Annotated in this window: 19 protein-coding genes and 1 pseudogene; 4 read left to right on the plus strand and 16 right to left on the minus strand. The window is 55.6% G+C overall.

Annotation, left to right across the window (positions count from 1 at the left end):
• Positions 1 to 405 precede the first annotated feature (405 nt).
• Together H567_RS0119525 and wrbA are read left to right on the plus strand one after the other, a co-directional pair.
• Entirely contained in the window at positions 406 to 966 is a 561-nt protein-coding gene (locus H567_RS0119525) for an Lcl C-terminal domain-containing protein (protein WP_028322685.1), read from the plus strand.
• A gap of 50 nt (positions 967 to 1,016) precedes the next feature.
• On the plus strand, positions 1,017 to 1,631 hold the full coding sequence (gene wrbA / locus H567_RS0119530; protein WP_028322686.1) for an NAD(P)H:quinone oxidoreductase: 615 nt from the start codon (positions 1,017 to 1,019) through the stop codon (positions 1,629 to 1,631).
• A 103-nt stretch (positions 1,632 to 1,734) separates the two neighbouring features.
• On the opposite strand, the gene H567_RS0119535 is transcribed toward wrbA, so the two are convergent.
• The 15 genes and pseudogenes from H567_RS0119535 to H567_RS30170 form a co-directional block, all read right to left on the minus strand.
• Positions 1,735 to 2,328, minus strand: a complete 594-nt coding sequence (locus tag H567_RS0119535; protein WP_028322687.1) for a cupin domain-containing protein — start codon at positions 2,326 to 2,328, stop codon at positions 1,735 to 1,737.
• Between the two features lie 164 nt (positions 2,329 to 2,492).
• Positions 2,493 to 2,690 (minus strand): hypothetical protein, encoded by a 198-nt coding sequence (locus tag H567_RS0119540; RefSeq protein WP_028322688.1) that lies wholly within the window; start codon positions 2,688 to 2,690, stop codon positions 2,493 to 2,495.
• Positions 2,691 to 3,025: 335 nt separating this feature from the next.
• Complete coding sequence (locus H567_RS0119545; RefSeq protein WP_028322689.1) at positions 3,026 to 3,847, minus strand: EFR1 family ferrodoxin; 822 nt, start codon at positions 3,845 to 3,847, stop codon at positions 3,026 to 3,028.
• A 153-nt stretch (positions 3,848 to 4,000) separates the two neighbouring features.
• Positions 4,001 to 4,264 carry a Txe/YoeB family addiction module toxin gene (locus H567_RS0119550; RefSeq protein WP_035255373.1) on the minus strand — a complete coding sequence of 88 codons (264 nt, stop codon included), beginning with the start codon at positions 4,262 to 4,264 and terminating at the stop codon, positions 4,001 to 4,003.
• Positions 4,261 to 4,503 (minus strand): type II toxin-antitoxin system Phd/YefM family antitoxin, encoded by a 243-nt coding sequence (locus H567_RS0119555; RefSeq protein WP_028322691.1) that lies wholly within the window; start codon positions 4,501 to 4,503, stop codon positions 4,261 to 4,263. Before H567_RS0119555 ends, H567_RS0119550 begins: the two co-directional genes overlap by 4 nt.
• A gap of 121 nt (positions 4,504 to 4,624) precedes the next feature.
• Positions 4,625 to 8,200 carry a S8 family serine peptidase gene (locus H567_RS27530; RefSeq protein WP_051185145.1) on the minus strand — a complete coding sequence of 1,192 codons (3,576 nt, stop codon included), beginning with the start codon at positions 8,198 to 8,200 and terminating at the stop codon, positions 4,625 to 4,627.
• A 184-nt stretch (positions 8,201 to 8,384) separates the two neighbouring features.
• Positions 8,385 to 8,615, minus strand: coding sequence for a hypothetical protein (locus tag H567_RS0119565; protein WP_028322692.1), 231 nt, complete (start codon positions 8,613 to 8,615; stop codon positions 8,385 to 8,387).
• 42 nt (positions 8,616 to 8,657) lie between these two features.
• Complete coding sequence (locus H567_RS0119570) at positions 8,658 to 9,479, minus strand: class I SAM-dependent methyltransferase (protein WP_028322693.1); 822 nt, start codon at positions 9,477 to 9,479, stop codon at positions 8,658 to 8,660.
• 137 nt (positions 9,480 to 9,616) lie between these two features.
• Complete coding sequence (locus H567_RS0119575; protein WP_035255375.1) at positions 9,617 to 11,425, minus strand: sulfatase family protein; 1,809 nt, start codon at positions 11,423 to 11,425, stop codon at positions 9,617 to 9,619.
• Between the two features lie 142 nt (positions 11,426 to 11,567).
• Positions 11,568 to 11,843 (minus strand): ATP-binding protein, encoded by a 276-nt coding sequence (locus H567_RS0119580; RefSeq protein ID WP_028322695.1) that lies wholly within the window; start codon positions 11,841 to 11,843, stop codon positions 11,568 to 11,570.
• A 79-nt stretch (positions 11,844 to 11,922) separates the two neighbouring features.
• Positions 11,923 to 12,267 (minus strand): HepT-like ribonuclease domain-containing protein, encoded by a 345-nt coding sequence (locus tag H567_RS0119585; RefSeq protein WP_028322696.1) that lies wholly within the window; start codon positions 12,265 to 12,267, stop codon positions 11,923 to 11,925.
• A complete protein-coding gene (locus tag H567_RS28075; RefSeq protein ID WP_028322697.1) occupies positions 12,254 to 12,541 on the minus strand; it encodes a nucleotidyltransferase family protein in 288 nt (95 codons plus the stop codon). The genes H567_RS0119585 and H567_RS28075 overlap by 14 nt, the downstream gene beginning before the upstream one ends.
• 114 nt (positions 12,542 to 12,655) lie before the next feature.
• Positions 12,656 to 13,276 carry a tetratricopeptide repeat protein gene (locus H567_RS26150; protein ID WP_084517609.1) on the minus strand — a complete coding sequence of 207 codons (621 nt, stop codon included), beginning with the start codon at positions 13,274 to 13,276 and terminating at the stop codon, positions 12,656 to 12,658.
• A gap of 72 nt (positions 13,277 to 13,348) precedes the next feature.
• Positions 13,349 to 13,693 carry a HigA family addiction module antitoxin gene (locus H567_RS26155; RefSeq protein ID WP_051185146.1) on the minus strand — a complete coding sequence of 115 codons (345 nt, stop codon included), beginning with the start codon at positions 13,691 to 13,693 and terminating at the stop codon, positions 13,349 to 13,351.
• A 12-nt stretch (positions 13,694 to 13,705) separates the two neighbouring features.
• Positions 13,706 to 13,894 (minus strand): annotated as a pseudogene (locus H567_RS30170) (type II toxin-antitoxin system RelE/ParE family toxin); the annotation flags it as partial.
• Between the two features lie 497 nt (positions 13,895 to 14,391).
• Here H567_RS30170 and H567_RS0119605 point away from each other — a divergent pair.
• Both H567_RS0119605 and H567_RS0119610 read left to right on the plus strand, forming a co-directional pair.
• Complete coding sequence (locus H567_RS0119605) at positions 14,392 to 14,700, plus strand: WCX domain-containing protein (protein ID WP_028322698.1); 309 nt, start codon at positions 14,392 to 14,394, stop codon at positions 14,698 to 14,700.
• A 98-nt stretch (positions 14,701 to 14,798) separates the two neighbouring features.
• Complete coding sequence (locus H567_RS0119610) at positions 14,799 to 15,818, plus strand: PolC-type DNA polymerase III domain-containing protein (RefSeq protein WP_153306284.1); 1,020 nt, start codon at positions 14,799 to 14,801, stop codon at positions 15,816 to 15,818.
• A 327-nt stretch (positions 15,819 to 16,145) separates the two neighbouring features.
• Here the strand turns inward: H567_RS0119610 and H567_RS0119615 are convergent.
• The coding region (locus H567_RS0119615; RefSeq protein ID WP_028322700.1) for an HNH endonuclease at positions 16,146 to 16,380 on the minus strand (235 nt) is incomplete at its 5' end.

Below are 16,380 nucleotides of genomic sequence, written 5' to 3' on the forward strand. Positions count from 1 at the left end.
AGGCATTAACTTAAGATTTCAAGTATTTAACCTGGTCCGACCCTAGTGCAATCCGCAATCCGCAATCCGGGTCGGACCAAGTTAAATGGTTGATATTCGGATATAAGCGTTAAAAAAACTCCCGTCTTGAGGCCTTAGACGGGTCATTTAGTGCCCCAAAATGCCCTTTTAAAGTTCCGCCATAAATCCAATTTTATGACGGACGTTTTCTTAGAAGGCCCATTTGCCCGATAAAAACAGCGTTCTAACCCCTTAAACAAACAAATTTTACAGGCATTAACTTAAGATTTCAAGTATTTAACCTGGTCCGACCCTAGCTGCTTTACGGTTGCATTGGAAAGGCGCAGAAGATAACATAATGAGATGAGAACCGATCTGCATGCAGTTGTCCTAGGAATATAGGCTATGTACAGGAAGATATTCCTTTTTTTCGTCTTCTGGCCTGCGTATCTCCTGCCGGGTGGATTTGAACCTATGGCCTGGGTCTTGCCCGAACCCGTGCAGCGCGAGTGTTACGACCTCGAGGGGAAGCGCCTCCCCTGCCCCAACCTCGGAGATCTCCTCTCGAACAAGGACGAACTCCGGCAGAAGGTGGATCCAGCCTTCAGGGACAACGGCGACGGCACCGTCCTCGATTTCAAGACCGGACTCGTGTGGCAGAAGGGCGACGACGGCCTGATGCGGGCGTGGGATGCCGCCGTGTCTTACTGCGAAAAGCTCGAACTGGGCGGCTACACCGACTGGCGGCTCCCCGGGCGTTACGATCTGGTTTCAATCGCGGACAGCGGCCGGTTCTCTCCGTCCATCCACCCGGTTTTCGACTGCCACCCCGACAATTACTGGTCGAACACGATCTACCTCTACTACCCCGGCTCGGCGTGGTATGTGAATTTCAAATACGGGTACGCCGGATGGAACTACAAGAGCTATGGCGGGTACGTCCGCTGCGTGCGGGAAGACCGCTGAAGCCTGTCGGGGTATTGACGCTTTAAACGGCATTCTTGGGAGGTGTGAACATGAAGATTCTGGTCGTGTATTATTCATTGTATGGTCACGTGCTCCAATTGGCGCGCGCGGTGGAAAAGGGCGCGGCCGGGGTGGCCGGCGTCGAAGCGGTCGTGCGCCGCGTCCCCGAATTCCCGGATGTCAGGGAAGAGATCCAGAAGTCGGAGCATGCGAGGGCCGTCTGGGAGCAGCACAAGGACATCCCCGAATGCACCCTTGAAGATCTCGCCGAAGCGGAAGGCATCCTCTTCGGCACCCCGACGCGGTACGGCAACATGGTGGCCCAGATGAAGCGTCTCATCGACCGGACGCCGGGACTCTGGATGCAAGGAGCCTTCGAAGGCAAGCCCGCCGGGATCATCACCTCGACCGCCTCGACCCACGGTGGGCAGGAAACGACGCCCTTTACGATGATGGCGCCGCTGCTGCATCTCGGGATGCTGATCGTGGGCGTACCGTACTCCACCCCCGGAATGCTCCACAATGAGGCCCGCGGGGGGTCGCCTTACGGGCCGTCGACCATCGCCGGCCAGAAAAATGAACTCAAACCGGCGCCCGAAGACCTCCAGATCGCAGAGGTCCTCGGGCGCCGGGTCGCAGAAATCGCCTTGAAGCTCAGAGGGTAGCAGTGTGTTGAGAAACGGCTGGATACAAGGACTGCGAAATCCCGTGGACTGAGGCGCACGGGTGAATGCACTGCAGCGCCACGCGGAAAGTTCTTCCGCTGCCTTAAAACAAGCCCAGTTCCACCGCGCGCGGCACGGCTGAGGGGAATTTCTTCTTCAGCATCTCCATCTCGGCCGCATCCCTCACCATGCGGATGTCCTCGATGTGCCAGCCGGGAACGACCATGACGCCGTAAAGCCCCCAGTCATAGACGGGGTGCTCCTGTTTGACGAAGCCCATCCATGTCCCGGCAGGAATCAACTGCTGCATGACCTGGCCCCTGTCCGCTTCCGGACCCAGGACCACCTCTTCCCAGGTGCCATCGGCGTAGAGGAGCAGTTGAATCATCGGGGCCCCCGCATGATACAGGAGCACCTCATCAGATGTGAGGATATGCCAGGGGTCGATCGGGACTTCTCTCGTCATCAAGTAATAGATGAGAGAGGCCGCCGCCCGCTCCTTCTCCACCGACGCCGAGAAAGATGACGCATAGGTGACCTTGTAGAACCCGGGACAGGCCTCATCCGGCATGGCCTCGAGCTTCAACCCCGCGATCACCTCGGCAGCGGACAGCCGGCCCTCATGCCGGGCCGAAGCACATCCGCCTGCAATCGCGAGGATCAAAAAAACAGCCGCACAGTCAACCCATCCCTTCATCCGCTCAGCCCCGCTGCAACTCCGTTTCCAATCCGGGAAGAAGGATTTTTCGCCCCTATCAGAGAAATCAAGTGATTGCGTGTCAGAGGCCTGCAGGCCGCCGCGCAGTCAAACGTGCAGATTGACACCCAGACGGGCAAAAACAGAATATTTCCGGACAGAAGCTAATTCGCACTCATTTTATCTAGAACTTCCACAACATCGAGTCCCCAGATTCTGACGCCTTTTCTAAAAGACATACCAGGAGCTATACGAATAAAACTGCCGGATTTCGTGACGATATCCGAATTTTTGACTGCAGTCCAGGAACCATCCGGGTTCTTTTCGTAGCCATTTAAATCAATCTTGACAATCTCTTCCATTACGCTCCTCCTCACAAAAGTCGATGTGTTTGGTCCCCATATCTGACTGGGAACAAAATACCTCTTCGCGATGGCTTCTCATCAAATGCTCAGGTAGATTGGTCCGGCTACCCAAGTGCCGTGATGAATGGCCCGCGAATTCAAATACGCTTAAACAATCCGTATCCACTTGTTTCTTTGTGCAAGAATATAACGCCCCGCATGAGCGGCGCGATCTACGTGAATACGACGTTCTGCAACCCGTCAGGACCCATTTCGGCACGAAAACATGATAAAGCAAAAAAACATTTATTGACTGTTGCGGTCTCATGGTAAATAAGGCTTGTTATCCACCATCAGATGAACCATTCCGGCTCCCGCCGTGCACCGCCAAACTGGACTTCCAATTCGTGTTTGTGCCATAGATAATTTTCGTCATCGAAATATTTCGCAGCGACAGGACACTTTTTGATACAGGCGCCACACTTGATGCAAATGCCTTTTATTTTGGAAACATCGTCTGAATCGATGGACCCCATGGGGCAAACCTCGGCGCAGAGCTTACAATCGATGCAGTCGCTGTTCGTTTTGGGAGTAACCTTCAGGATATTCACAAAATGGCCGTTCTGATCTTTCGGTCGGTAATATTCTCTGTAAGGTCTGTTCCCTCTTACGACAACCGCAGCCTTTTCGCCCGGTGTCTCTATCTTATCATAGATCTTGGCTGCGAAATCGGCGGCCACGGCCATATCCTGCTCATCGGGCCTGTCGGCTCCGAGTGTCGTTGAAAACGAATGCTCGCCGATAAATGCTCCACCGGCGATCACCTTGAAACCGTCCGACTCCAGGATATCCCTGAACTCTATCAATGCATCGTCATAATCACGGTTTCCATAAAGAACTACGGCAACTGCAGTTGCCCCGTTGCCGGAAATCGTGTTCAAGAATTTCAGCAACACATTAGGCACACGTCCTGCGTAAACCGGAATGCCCGCAATAACAAGATCATCCTTATCGAAGGAGAAAAGTTCCTTTCGAGCATCCGGGAGCGTAAAATCAATATGGCTGACGGTAATTTTTCCGCCATAATTTCCCGCAATTTTTCCAGCAATGCCCATTACAATTTTCTCGGTTGTGCCCGTTGCGCTGAAATACAGCGTATTGATTTTTTTATTCATCGATTGAGCCGCCTTGTTTGAAATGGGTGCAATGGGTCCATCTTTAATATTCGAGTGCAAAAATAAAGCATACCGATGATTTGCACCTTGCGTCCATTGCTTCGGAAGCGGCCTTGCCGCTCCTATTCAAATGCATGATCGCAGCTTGTCATATTATTCGCAACGTGTCCACATTCGGATGACCTTCACGGTCTTATCGTCGTCGAGGATTTGATAGACCAAACGGTGTTGAATATTGATGCGGCGCGAACATGCGCCGGAAAGATCGCCGATGAGTTTCTCATACGCTGGCGGTGTCTGGTAGGGATCTTCTCTAAGGACGCTGAGGATCCGTTCCGCCTGAGACTTCAATGCGGATCGCGCCAGCCTCTTTGCATCCTGCTTCGCATACTTGGTAAAAACAAGCCGCCGGCTCACCAGTCGAGTTCCTCAAGGCATTCTTCAGCGGGGGTGCTCAACCCCTTGCGAATGGACTCCCGCATACCGTGGATGGAGGTAAGATACAGGGTCTCTTGAATCGCATGCCAATCCTCCTCCCCGATGAGGATGGCGGTATTCCTCTTCCCCACGATCTGCACCGCCTCATGCGATTCGGCCACATCGTCGACAAGGGTATACAGCCGCTTTCTTGCTTCCGACGCTGTCAAAGTAGTCATTCCTAGACCTCCTGGTCCGTACGTAATATGGTACGAAACCGGCCCCCCAAAGTCAAGCCTGGATGGTTGGTGTAAATCCTGATTGAACATCGGGCTCGGCCAGTTGCGGGCTGTCTTTCTTTCACACCCCGTCATCGGCCAGCGCATGCAGCGCGGCGAACGGCTCCCCTCGATCGGCCATGAGGAACAGGGCCCGCAGCGGATCGGCGGCAGCCTCCCGAACAAAGTCCAACGTGCGGGTTTGACGGGTATCGCTTTGAATATGTTTCACAATGCGGTATTTCACCTCCGGGACAGACAGATCTACGATCAGCGTCGAGCCGCCACGGAACCGGTATTCCGGCGTGCCGTTTTTTCGATTTTCCTTTATCGTCTTCGACTGCGTCAAGGCCACGATGACCTGGGGAACGGGCTTTCCCATAGAGTCGATGCGCAGAGCGCGCCGGAGTTCATGCACTTCGAATCTTTTCAGGGCCGGATCGAGCCCCAGCTCCAGGGCGAAATCCGGCGCCGCCTCGAAGATCCCCTGGAGTTGCCTGTGCAACACGACGCGCTGCCTGCGCGTCTGGTCGAACAGCGCGCGGCGGTCTCCGATATACAAGCATTTGTCGGCGAACTGTTTCAGGTCCTTGATGATCTCCTTGTACTTCTTCAACAGGGTCTTGGACTGCTCCGTAAGATTCGACCAGTCGAATCCCTGCCAACGCAGCGTATCCACCGACAGCGTGCGCAGGGTGTCCTCGGAAGGCGCGTTGAGGTTGACCGGATAGATGCCGTGACGGCGGAAGGCCTCGACAAACGCGACGCGATAGTTGTACCGGTCGTCGGCGACCAAATCGAAATCAGCCGTGATGAGGGCGCGGAGGTACTCGAAAAAGGTCACGTCCACGGGCGGCAGGTAGTCGAGGGCGCGGATGCACATTTTCAGGACATGCCCGGCCGATTTCACGGCCTCTTCCGCCAGCCGCCCCGCCAGATCCGGATGGATGGCGCCTTGGGGCAAGACGCCGGTGCCGCCTGTGTAGATGCGCAGCAGGTCCGCGATGCGCGCCTTGTAGATGGCGAGGAAGGCGTCGAAAACCGCGGCGACCAGAATGGCCCCGCGCGCATGAGGCGTCAGCCGCTTCTCGAGTTCCTCCGGATCGGGCTTGGAGCGCTTCCAGACGCCCCCCTCCATGGTGCCGATGGCATTGCGCAGGGCGCCGCGGCCGCCCATGGCCCGGCCGAACTGGATGGCGAGACTGCCGAGCATGGATTCGGCCTCCAGGTCGCCGCGCGTCCGCCGGATCTCGGCGTTGAGGATCTCCGGGATGGTAAAGTGCTGCATGAGGGCGACCATGTCGGCAAACGCCTCGTGCAAAGCGAGCACGTCCGGGTTGGTCGGTTCGCTGAAGCGCCGGTGCATCCCGTCGAGCACCGCGTGTGTGGTCTCATGGGCGATGATATCGTGCGATAAACAGGCGTAAACGCGGCTTCCCGGCACATGCTCGCCGGAACCGCCGGCCGCAGCCTCGAAATAGCCGAACAAGAGCGCCACCTCCTGGGGGCTGTAATAGGCATTTGCCTGGTGCAGCGCATGGGGCCGAACGGCCAATTGCCCGACGAAATCGGCGTCATCGTCGGGGTCTTCGGGGTTGGGCCGAGGCCGCCACAGGACCGGTCTGCCCAGCGCCTGTTCGAAGTGCTCGACGGTTTTCATGGCGACCGCATAGACCATCTGCTGGTGGAACTGGGGATTGCCTTCCGATGGCGCCCAGCCGTCCTGGGCAAGCATCCGGGGATCATCGAGATCGACGGGTTCATAGATCCTGCCGACGTCATCCCTGTCGTGCACGGCGAGGTATTCCCCGCAGGGTCCCTTCTTCAAGGACTCCCAGCGTACCTTGAGCGCCACCTCGTTGATGCCGGCCGTCTCCAATCGCGTCGAAAGGCTTGGATCCACGCCGTAGACACGTATCTTGCGGTAGGGCGGATCGCCGATGGCCGGCTGCGGATGGGGTCCGAAGGCGCCGCCCACCGGAGTCACAGGCATTGCCGTTTCGGTGGGAGGCAACGGCTTTCCTGCAACGACCGGGTACCGCGCGATCAGGTGTCTCCGTAGCGCCTGCGACGTGTCCGGATCCTCGATGACGGCCTCCATGAACTGGACCATGGCCTTGTCGTCTATCCGCCCGGCCGCATCGGGATCGGGAACGATCGTCTGCAATTCCGGGTTGAGCATCCAGCGCTGCGCAATCTCGAGGTTGAACATCCGCTCCCGCGGCGGCGCCGCGATCACCCCGAGGCCGGTGATAACGCGCAGGAAGGCAAAAGAATCGCTGTCAGACTTGGACTGCTCGAGCCCCAGAACGGGTTTCACACCGAGCGCGTCAAAGGCCCGCAGAATGCCTTGCCCCATCCGGTCCTTGTCGATGCCTGCCACTTTGGCGCTCTTGAACAGGGCGTGACGCACCGCCTCGACTCTTCTCCAATCGCGGGGAAGATCCTGTTTGTGCTTTTCGAACCAGAGGGCCGCCGCGGCGGCCACCTGGGGCGTAGCCGCCGAAGTGCCCTCGCCGTCCAGACGCACGGTGGACTTGCAGCCATAACAGGCCCAGGGAATGTTCGGCGTGTGGGCCGACAGGGCCGCCGCCATCCTGCTCCTCGGGCCGTAGTTGCCCTCCAGCACCATCCCCTCCAGACCGGAATAGGGCCTGGAGTCGGCCATCGCACCGCAGACAGCCAGGACGCGGCTGTAGTGCGCCGGGTAAACGATGTGCCGCGTCGGCAGTCCATTCACATTGTTGCCCGCGGCCGCCACGAGGCACAGCCCGCTCAGATAGGCCTTGTCCACCGCCTCGCGCCAGGCGCGCGAAGGCAGCCCGCCCATGCTCATGGTCACCACATCGCAACGCTGCGAAACGGCGTAATCCAGCGCCTGGGCAAACGCGCTGGTGTAGAGGAGCACCACGCTGTCGGCGATCCGCAAGGGCAGAATCTCCGCCTCCGGCGCGCCTCCGAGAGCGATATCCCCGTAGTCCGGGGCCCTGCCGCCCGCCAGGATGCTGATGGTGCCGGTGCCATGCCCGGAATTGTCCAAGAGAAGACGGCGGTTGTCAGGATCCTCGGCGCTGTGTGGATCGGCGTCTCCGCTGACGAAGTTTCTCTCGAGATCCGTCAGGACATGGCTGGGGGTGGTGCAGTGGGCGCGGTAATAGCCCGTATCCAGGTGCGCGATGCGCGTCCGCGGATCGGAAAACGCCACCGCCTCCCGTGCCTTGCCCAATTGGGTGTACGAATCACCGAGATGCCAGGCAAAAACCCCGGGTACATGCGCCTTGCCATGGCCGCCGTCCTGGGGCGTGCTTTCGCATTTTTCGCCCACCGCAAACACCTGCCCCGCCCTCCGCTCGTTCGTATCCCGGTAGATGTTGTGGATCATATCCGGCTCGATGAAGACGACATCCGACTCGGAAATACCGAGTTCGCCGGCGACCCTCTGATGGACCAGGTCCCAGGGATTAGCGGCTCCTTCGGGCAGATCTGCAAGAAACCACTGTGGCTCGGCCCCGAAGCCGAGCATCGCCGCCTTTGCCTGGGGCGTGTCGTAGAGCGGACGCAGGTTCGCCCTGGATTCGGCCGCCTTGAGAGGGGAAGAAGGCTGGAGTTTCAAAAGCAAACGGTTGACCCGCGGTGCACACGCTTGTTTGTCGCTCATGGTAATTCCCCTCCTTGCTTCCATAGGGTCCTGACGGAACGCGTCTCAGCCAGTGGTTCCCATCCCTGTCCGGCAACGGATCGAAGAGGTCGTCTCAGAGGCACGACAACCACCACCGTAAAAACGGTTTGCACTCACTGAAGATCCCCCTCGCGACAAGAAGACGCCAGGCTGCAAAACGCTTCTAATGCCGTCCTTTCCAGACATCCAGGATCTGCCTGAGGCGAGCGGGGCGATCGGTCATGATCCCGTCTACGCCCCTGTCCAGCACCTCGAAGATCTCCTCCTCCCGGGGGTCCTCGTCGATAGCGGGCAGAAGAATGGTGAATTCCTCCGTGCTCTCTGGCGCCTCGAGCGCATCGCTCCTGTGGGTGAAGAAAAGAGGGGTCTTGAGACCGAACCCGGGTTCAAGCACCCTCGGCACCCAGAAAGCAGCCACAGCAACATGTTGAACAGCCTATCGACGAGCAAGGACACGGGCGGTGAACATCGTGTACGTAAACTGAGCGCAGTACTCCGGGATGTCTCCGATGAAGTGGGGAGAGTCGGGGGAACACAATCGGCGGTATTCCTCGATGTCGGCCGTTGAGGCTTGGCCGATCGCATCACCCCAAAGCATGTCGAAGAGCGAGGCCATCCCATCTCGGATCTCCGGCCCGACGGGCGCCTGTACCAGCCCGACAAATGCCCTGCAGCGGGCCTCAGTCAGCCCCGCTCGATGGAACCCATGGAGCGCGCGCAGAAAATGCGCCCGTGGAGGATAACCCTCGAGAAACGGACCATACGATGTGCAAGCCGCGTTGAGGCGTGCCTCCAGCAGTTCGTGCCCGGGAAGCACCGTTTGGGAAGTCCATCCCAAGAGGGCGATCACGCCTCCAGGGCGGACGACGCGGCAGATTTCTTCCAGGATGGGAAAGATCTCCCCGGCGGGATAACCCAGGCAGTCGACGCTCCAAGCCCAGTCGAAAACGCCCCGGGCAAAGGGCAGCGCCCACATGTCGCTGTTTGCGAACTCGATGCGCTGAGCGTGGGCCGACTTGCCGGCCCTTCGGCGGGCGCAGTGGACGGCCGGCCAGGAAAGATCCAATCCTGCGACACGACCATCCGGGCCTGTCGCCTCGGCCACAAGGAGCGTCAGATCTCCGATCCCGCAGCCGATATCAAGCCCCCGGGAGCCAGGCGGCAACTGGAGGGCACCGATCGCAGCGCGCATGACCGCCTCACGCAACGGACTCATCCGCTCCAGACTCGATATCACCTGCTCATCGGAACCGCCCATCGGCTCTTCCTGCATTCGAAACCTGAGAGGACAAGAGGCCATCCGCGGGCCGCCCGACAAAGCCGGCAGCGGCAGGCGGTAGCCCGTCCGGTGCGGCGCCTGCAACGACGCCCATAAACAAACGAGGGCCAGTTGGCTCAAGGCGCCATAGTCTCTGCGGTCACCTCCCAACCCGCCTCGATCCCACCAGGCAGCATCTGGCCGCGGTCCTCGCCAACCTCCGCCTCGATAAGCCTGTTGAGTTTATCGTTCATGGCAACGACGAGTTCGCGGTGCTCCTTGCCGTCCGCTGCGAGATTTTTCATTTCCAGGGGATCTGCTTCGACATCATACAGCTCGACATCATTGAACCTGTATAACTGTTCCAAATTCGCCGGCCGGTTGTGCTGCTTCGGCGAAAAGTAGCGAGCGAACACATACTGGCCGTCATAGACCATCCTCACCGCACCCCGTTTCATCATATCCGGGACAATGCCGGCTTCCTTGAGATGTTTCGGATCCCCTCCCCGCTTGATGTGTGCCACGGCTTCGTAGAGAAAATCCCCATCGAGGTACGCGAACATGTTGTAGTTGAATAATGCACCTTCCCGGACGGCATTGACGTCTGCGCGTTCCGGGGCAGCCAGCAACCCTGAGAAATCCTTGCCTGGAAGCCCCTTGACAATATCGGCACGCTTGTCCGGGGCCACTCCGGTCCATGCAACCAGCGTTGGAGCGAGATCGACGTGCGACGTAACGGCGCGGCACTGTTTGCCACCCGAATAGGCGGGATGAGCAACGACAAGCGGCACCTGATTCTGTTCGCGATAGGATACCGCCCCTTTGGCGTGCAACAGGTGTGCGCCGTCCATGTCACCATGGTCTGAGGTGAAGATGACAATGGTGCGCTCGGTAAGCCCCGCGGCATCGAGTTCGCTCAGTACCGTGTCCATGTTGCGATCGACGTCGCGCAGACAATTCAAGTAGTAGTTGTGCCGGCGGCGCCAGCGAGGCTCTTCGTTCGGGATTTCGCCCACGAGCGCATCATGCGATCGCAGGAAGTCGCGGTGGGCCGGCGGACGCCCCGGTGCATCAAATGGATTGGCATGATTTGGCGGAAGGCTGAAAGGCCATTGTTTGGCGTAAAGCGGATCATCCGGCTCCCGGACCACATGGGTGAGAGCAGTCGGGGCCTGATGAGGCATACCGGGAGGATCGGTATCATAGAACATGACATCATGCGGGTTGACCAGGTTCACTGCGAGAAACCAGGGCTTGCCTTCGGCCGCCAGCTCACGCCCCTTGCCACGCAGCCAGCTCACAGACATGGCGGCGATCACACCATCGTGCAGATAGCCGCCCTGATGGTGCGCAATGATGTCGCCGATGCCAAAATAGTCGGAGAAGCCGTAGTCCTCCATTTCCTGGGTAAATATTTTTGTGGGTGTGCCCAGCTTGTTGACCGTCTCGAAATCCTTGTTCAGGTGCCACTTACCCTTGTAAGCGGTGTAATAGCCAGCCTGGCGCAGCATGTCGCCCACGGTGCGGATTTCGGTCGACATGCTGTTGACCCACGGAAAATTGCTATTGTCGAACATCCTGGTGTGCTGAATATGCTGGCCGGTATAAAGCACTGAACGGGACGGCGTGCATACGCAGGAGTTGATGCGGTGATTCAAGAACGTTGTACCCATTTCTGTCAATCGCTCATGGGCCGGCAGCCTGTAGCCGGCAGGCAACTCACCGGGCCGAAAGAAGCGTTCCTGATCAGTCAGAATAAAGAGAATGTTGTATGAGCCCGTGTTGCGCGCGCCGCTCTGTGGCGACGGGCCTGCACCGGGTGCGGCGGATGCCAAGCTGGACATCCCGTCAATCCCACCCACACCCAGTGCCGCAACGCCTACGCCGGCAAGGCGCAGAAACTCGCGGCGCGAAATTGAACAGCTGGAATCATCGTGATCTCTCATGTCGTATCCTCTTGGTTGATTGTTCTGCGCAGATGCCGTACGCCGCGAAACTCCCGGCCTAACCGGCTGGCAATGGAGCACCGTGAAACTCCTAGCCTGGCTTCATAGGGTTTTTGGAAAGTCACACGTGAGTGAGCTTCTTTCACAAACGCCTTGCCTTTGCCCTCGAGGATGAAGAAATCTCCTCCGGCTCCACCGGCACGTTGTTCAGATACTGCAAGCGCAGGATGTCGACCCCGCCCCTGGGATAGGCGTGCTCCAGAACATTCGTGCACGCCTCATCGACCGCCAGTTCCAAGTGGTGAATGTCGGGCTTCGAGAAACCAAGCTCTTCCATGGCGGCCCGCAGCGCCCCGGCGATCACCCGCAGCGACCGGGGCCGGTTGCGCATCTCGAGATGGAAGATAGGGTTGGACATGGCATCCGCCTCAACTCATCGGTGCGTTTCAGCGGACGTATGGTTCTTGCGATCCGATGAAAACGCGGATTGGCGAACACTACTCTCCAAGATCTTGAAGAATTAAAATCACCTGATCCTTTAAAACAGGGATGTCGTCCTTTGCTGTCAGCCATACCGTATCTATATCGACACCAAAATAGTCATGGATGAGTTTGTCTCTCATTCCAGCAATATCGCTCCACGGAATCTCAGGATATATCGAATGCATCTCGTTAGAAACACGCTTTATCGCCTCACCAATGATTTCGATTTGCCGAATAACACCATCTTGCAATAGAGATTCGTTGTTAAATTTTTCCAATTCGACTCCTTTTAGATATGAAGCAATACGATCACATGCATCACGAATATGTTTAAGATAAACAGTGTCATCTCGCTTCATAAATCACCTTAAGCTCTTTAACAATACGTTCCTTCAAATATGGGCTGATAGCGTTTTCAGTCAGCAAATCTACTCTTTTTCCTATTGCTTCTGAAAGATTTCTTTCGAGTATTACTAAAGAAAGAAGGCTTTTTGGTTTGGATAGCTTTATAAGAAGATCTATATCACTCGATTCTTTGGCCTCATCTCTAGCCGTTGATCCAAAAACTCCAATCATAGAGACATCGTTTTTAAGACATATATTGATTATCTTATCTTGATCAGATTTATTCATATTTTCTCTCCGGTCATTATCTTGGGGAAATCCTTAGTAGATATGATGCTGTTTCGCCATCACAGAGCTAAAGAGGAATAGCCCCACAGCGCCACCATCCACCTCAGCGCCTGTTTATAGCCCGGTTTGCGGGGTCCATTTCTCAGCAAAAGATAGAGCCTCAGCCTTCTCTCTTTCCGACATAGCTTTCAAAACGTCCTCCTTGGTTTTTGCGACCATATCAGGCGTTATATACAGACCGCCGCCTTGCATCCATTCACAGCAATAAAACAGACTTTTCCCCTCACTTTCCTTTATGACGTTGTTTACGAGCAAGTACGCCTTTACAAGGTCTTGTTTGACACCTTTCCCTTCCAATAGCAGGTCCGCCAGGCGCCATTGGGCAATAAGAGCGTCGGTGTTTTGGTTGAAGTAACCGGATTTGCCTACACAACCTGCAATCTGGCCGTCTGCCCAGCCCCCTTCACCTTTTTGGACTGCGCATTTTGTGTACCAGTAAATGGATTTCTCGATGTCTTTTTCAATTGCAATGCCCTTTTCGTAGTAAACTCCAAGCCTCAATTGTGCCCACGGCTCACCTCTTTCGGCACAGGGTTTCACGATAGACAAGGCACGATCGTAATGGCCTGATTCGTTGGCGATGTCGGCAGTACGTTCACCCGGGTTCGGGTTCAAGCCTGCACAACCGGAGGTTGTCAGAATGATCCATACGAGCAGAAAAGCAAAACGTTTCATGTCAATAATCCTCTTGGCCAAAAATTTTAATCTGCCCCCAATTGAAACCATGTAAGGGCACAATATCGCAGATTAAATGGAATTAGACTGCCGAACCGGCAAAATGCCTTCGGAGATATGTTTGGCAGGAATAATCCGCTTCTCGATATCAGCCCCAATCTTACGTTTCATCATTCTGAGATCAAACTGGGTTTGCAGATTCAGCCAAAATTGGGCTTCAATCCCAAAATATCTTTCTAGTCTCAATGCTGTATCAGCCGTAATGGCTCTTTTTCCGTTCACAATCTCACTGATCCTATTGGGAGGCACCGAAAGATCCCTGGAAAGCTGGTTTATGCTAATACCCAAGGGCTCTAAAAAATCCTCTCGGAGGATTTTACCGGGGGTTATCGGCTCTAGACTATCGTGTTTGGTCATTATAGGAGCACCTCATTGGTAATCCGTTATTTCAACATGGTACGCATTTCCATCTTGCCAATCGAAACATACGCGCCATTGGTTATTGATGCTGATTGAGTACGGACCCTTCCTCTTCCCTGAAAAGCCGTGAAATTTGTTGCTCGAGTTCCGCATCAGCGCTTCTATGCCGCATGCGGCATGCAAAACCATAAGCCGTTTCCGCGCCTGCCTTTCAAAGGCCTAGAAACGACCTACCCTTTGATCGTTGAATAATTTTTCAGTATGTCGGTAGCCAAATGATTTGATCATACGAGAAAAATATTACGTTAAGCGTAATATGTCAAGCGGGATCCACCGTGCAGAACAATAAAAACCACCGGTCCTATCCTGTGCATTTTTCGGACTGGGCGGCGTTTATTCCGGTTTCTCCGAATATCTCGCACGCCACCGATTCTCGATCCTGGCCCTAATGATTTCCGCTCGTGTCAATGATCACCCTCTAATGGAGCCACTCATGATCGCCCAAATGGAACCATTAAAAAGTGGAGGGAAAGGGTCTCGAGGCACCTGTCAAATCAACCGATTTCACCCTCTTTCTGACTGGTGTATTTTGCGTTTTGGAGCAGGTGATTTTTTGGTCTTTCTGGGTCCCCCGTGGGGATCTGTAGCTTTTGTCTTCGAGCATGACTTTGTAGGCACCGTGACGAAGCCTGTCGATGGTGGCTGCCCAGAGGATACGGTTGGGGAAGGCGGCTGTCTTCGTGGCGGAAAGGGTCTGGAGCCCGAACCGGAAGATCGTCAGGAAGCGCAACGGCAATACAACCTTGATCTTCAGTCCTTCGTCCAAGCCGGAGGTGCTGCCTTGGGTGCTGTCGTTCGGGGATGAGGCCAGGTTGATCAAGCCGAAACGACTCGTGAGGGACATGAAGGAGAACATCAAAAAAATGGACGATGTCTATTCTGTTTTAATAAGAGAAGGAGAACATTCAAAACTTTTGTTTGAAGAAAAGTCAGAAAAGTTTTAAAGCTCGACGCGTGAACTTAATCAGGATCAATGACCTGCAAAGGGGCGACTCCTTTTGGACGGACTCTGCCTGGGGTGAGTATGGATTTTTCTGACCTGATGTCTCGCACACTTCTGCTGGATCTGGAAACGACACGCACGGGTAGGATCACACACTGGGGAGCCCAGTTAAACCAGGAAAGCCGCCTGAAGAAGGAAGGCGCCGGGTCGAAGGCCGGCCTCCAGGAACTGGACGAATTCGCCAGGGACGCTGACTTTGTTCTTGGCCACAATCTCCTGGGACATGATTTTCCCGTCCTGCAGACCATTTCCCCCTGGCTTGGGGTTCTCAAAAAGCCAGTCATCGACACCCTCTACCTGTCGCCCATTGCATTTCCTGAAAACCCGTATCACCGCCTCGTCAAAAATTTCAAGCTGGTTCGCTCTTCGGTCAACAATCCACTGGAGGATGCGAGACTGGCTGCCTCCGTGTTCAAGGATCAGTATGAAAGCTTTCGTTCCTTAGCACAGAAAAATCCACACCTCACAGATTTCTATCGGTTTTGTTTCGATCAAAGTCAGTTCAACGGCTTTTCCGGGCAGGCGCTTTCCATGGTTTTTGCCGGGATGGCGCCCGCCGCGCTCCACACCGCTGTGGATGCCCTCGACTGTTTCCTGGCCCAGACGGACGGAGTGGTCTGCAGCAACTGGGCAAAGGAGACCGTCCCGGGCCTGCTCTCAAATCCGGAGAAACGCCCGGTGCTCGCCTACTGCATGGCTTGGCTTCGGGTAGCCGGCGGCAACTCCGTGCTGCCCCCCTGGGTGAAGCATCAATTTGCCGAGATCCCTGGTATCATTCAGATCCTGCGCGAGCGGTCCTGCGGCGACCCAGCATGCGATTACTGCAGAGCGAACCACAACGCGGAGGAACATTTGCGCCGGATCTTCGGCTATCTGTCCTTCCGTGAGAAACCGAAAACGATTCAAGGCGCGAGTCTGCAGAAAGCCATCGTGGAGGATTGGATGACGTTTATATGGACTACGCGGGCTGCTTTGCAGGCACCCATCCCATCCATGAACACCTGGCCAGGCTGGAAGCCGGGCAGCTTGTTTCTCTGCACCAGAACCATTCGAAAATAGAAATCCGGGATTCAGCAGGTAGATGCGTGGGAAGGCTTTCGGAGGCGGGACGCGGCAAGTGGCAAAATCGGTTGGGTTCCATCCTTGAAGCGAGGATCCTGGCAGTGCTGAGAAGGGATCAAAATGACCCCGATGCAAATTTTATTCATAAGATCAATGCAAAAGAGTGGGAATTGCCTCTAGTTGAGATAGTGTGTTCTCCCGATAGGATATGATTTCATGAAAATAGTATATTTACTTTGAAAAAGTATAAAATCATACTTTTCGAAAAATCTAAGATTAATGTCATTTCCTTACTCACCATATAATTGAATTCGACTATCTAAATCAACCTTTGAAGCAGTGTTCATTGTGCCATATCAAATATTCTCCGCCCGGCCTGAAACGCGAATCCAGCGGCAGGTGGATTCTGTTGCCATGCAGCGCGTAATACAAGCGGCCGTTTTCAAATTCTTCCCTGATCCGGTGGCTCACGATGAAGCGATGCTCTTGAGTCACCGTCACATACCCCGCATCAAAAAGCTTATGGATGTCTGATCGCAGCAGCAGTCCATTATCAACC

This window comes from Desulfatiglans anilini DSM 4660, assembly GCF_000422285.1.
GTDB classification, from domain to species: Bacteria; Desulfobacterota; DSM-4660; order Desulfatiglandales; family Desulfatiglandaceae; genus Desulfatiglans; species Desulfatiglans anilini.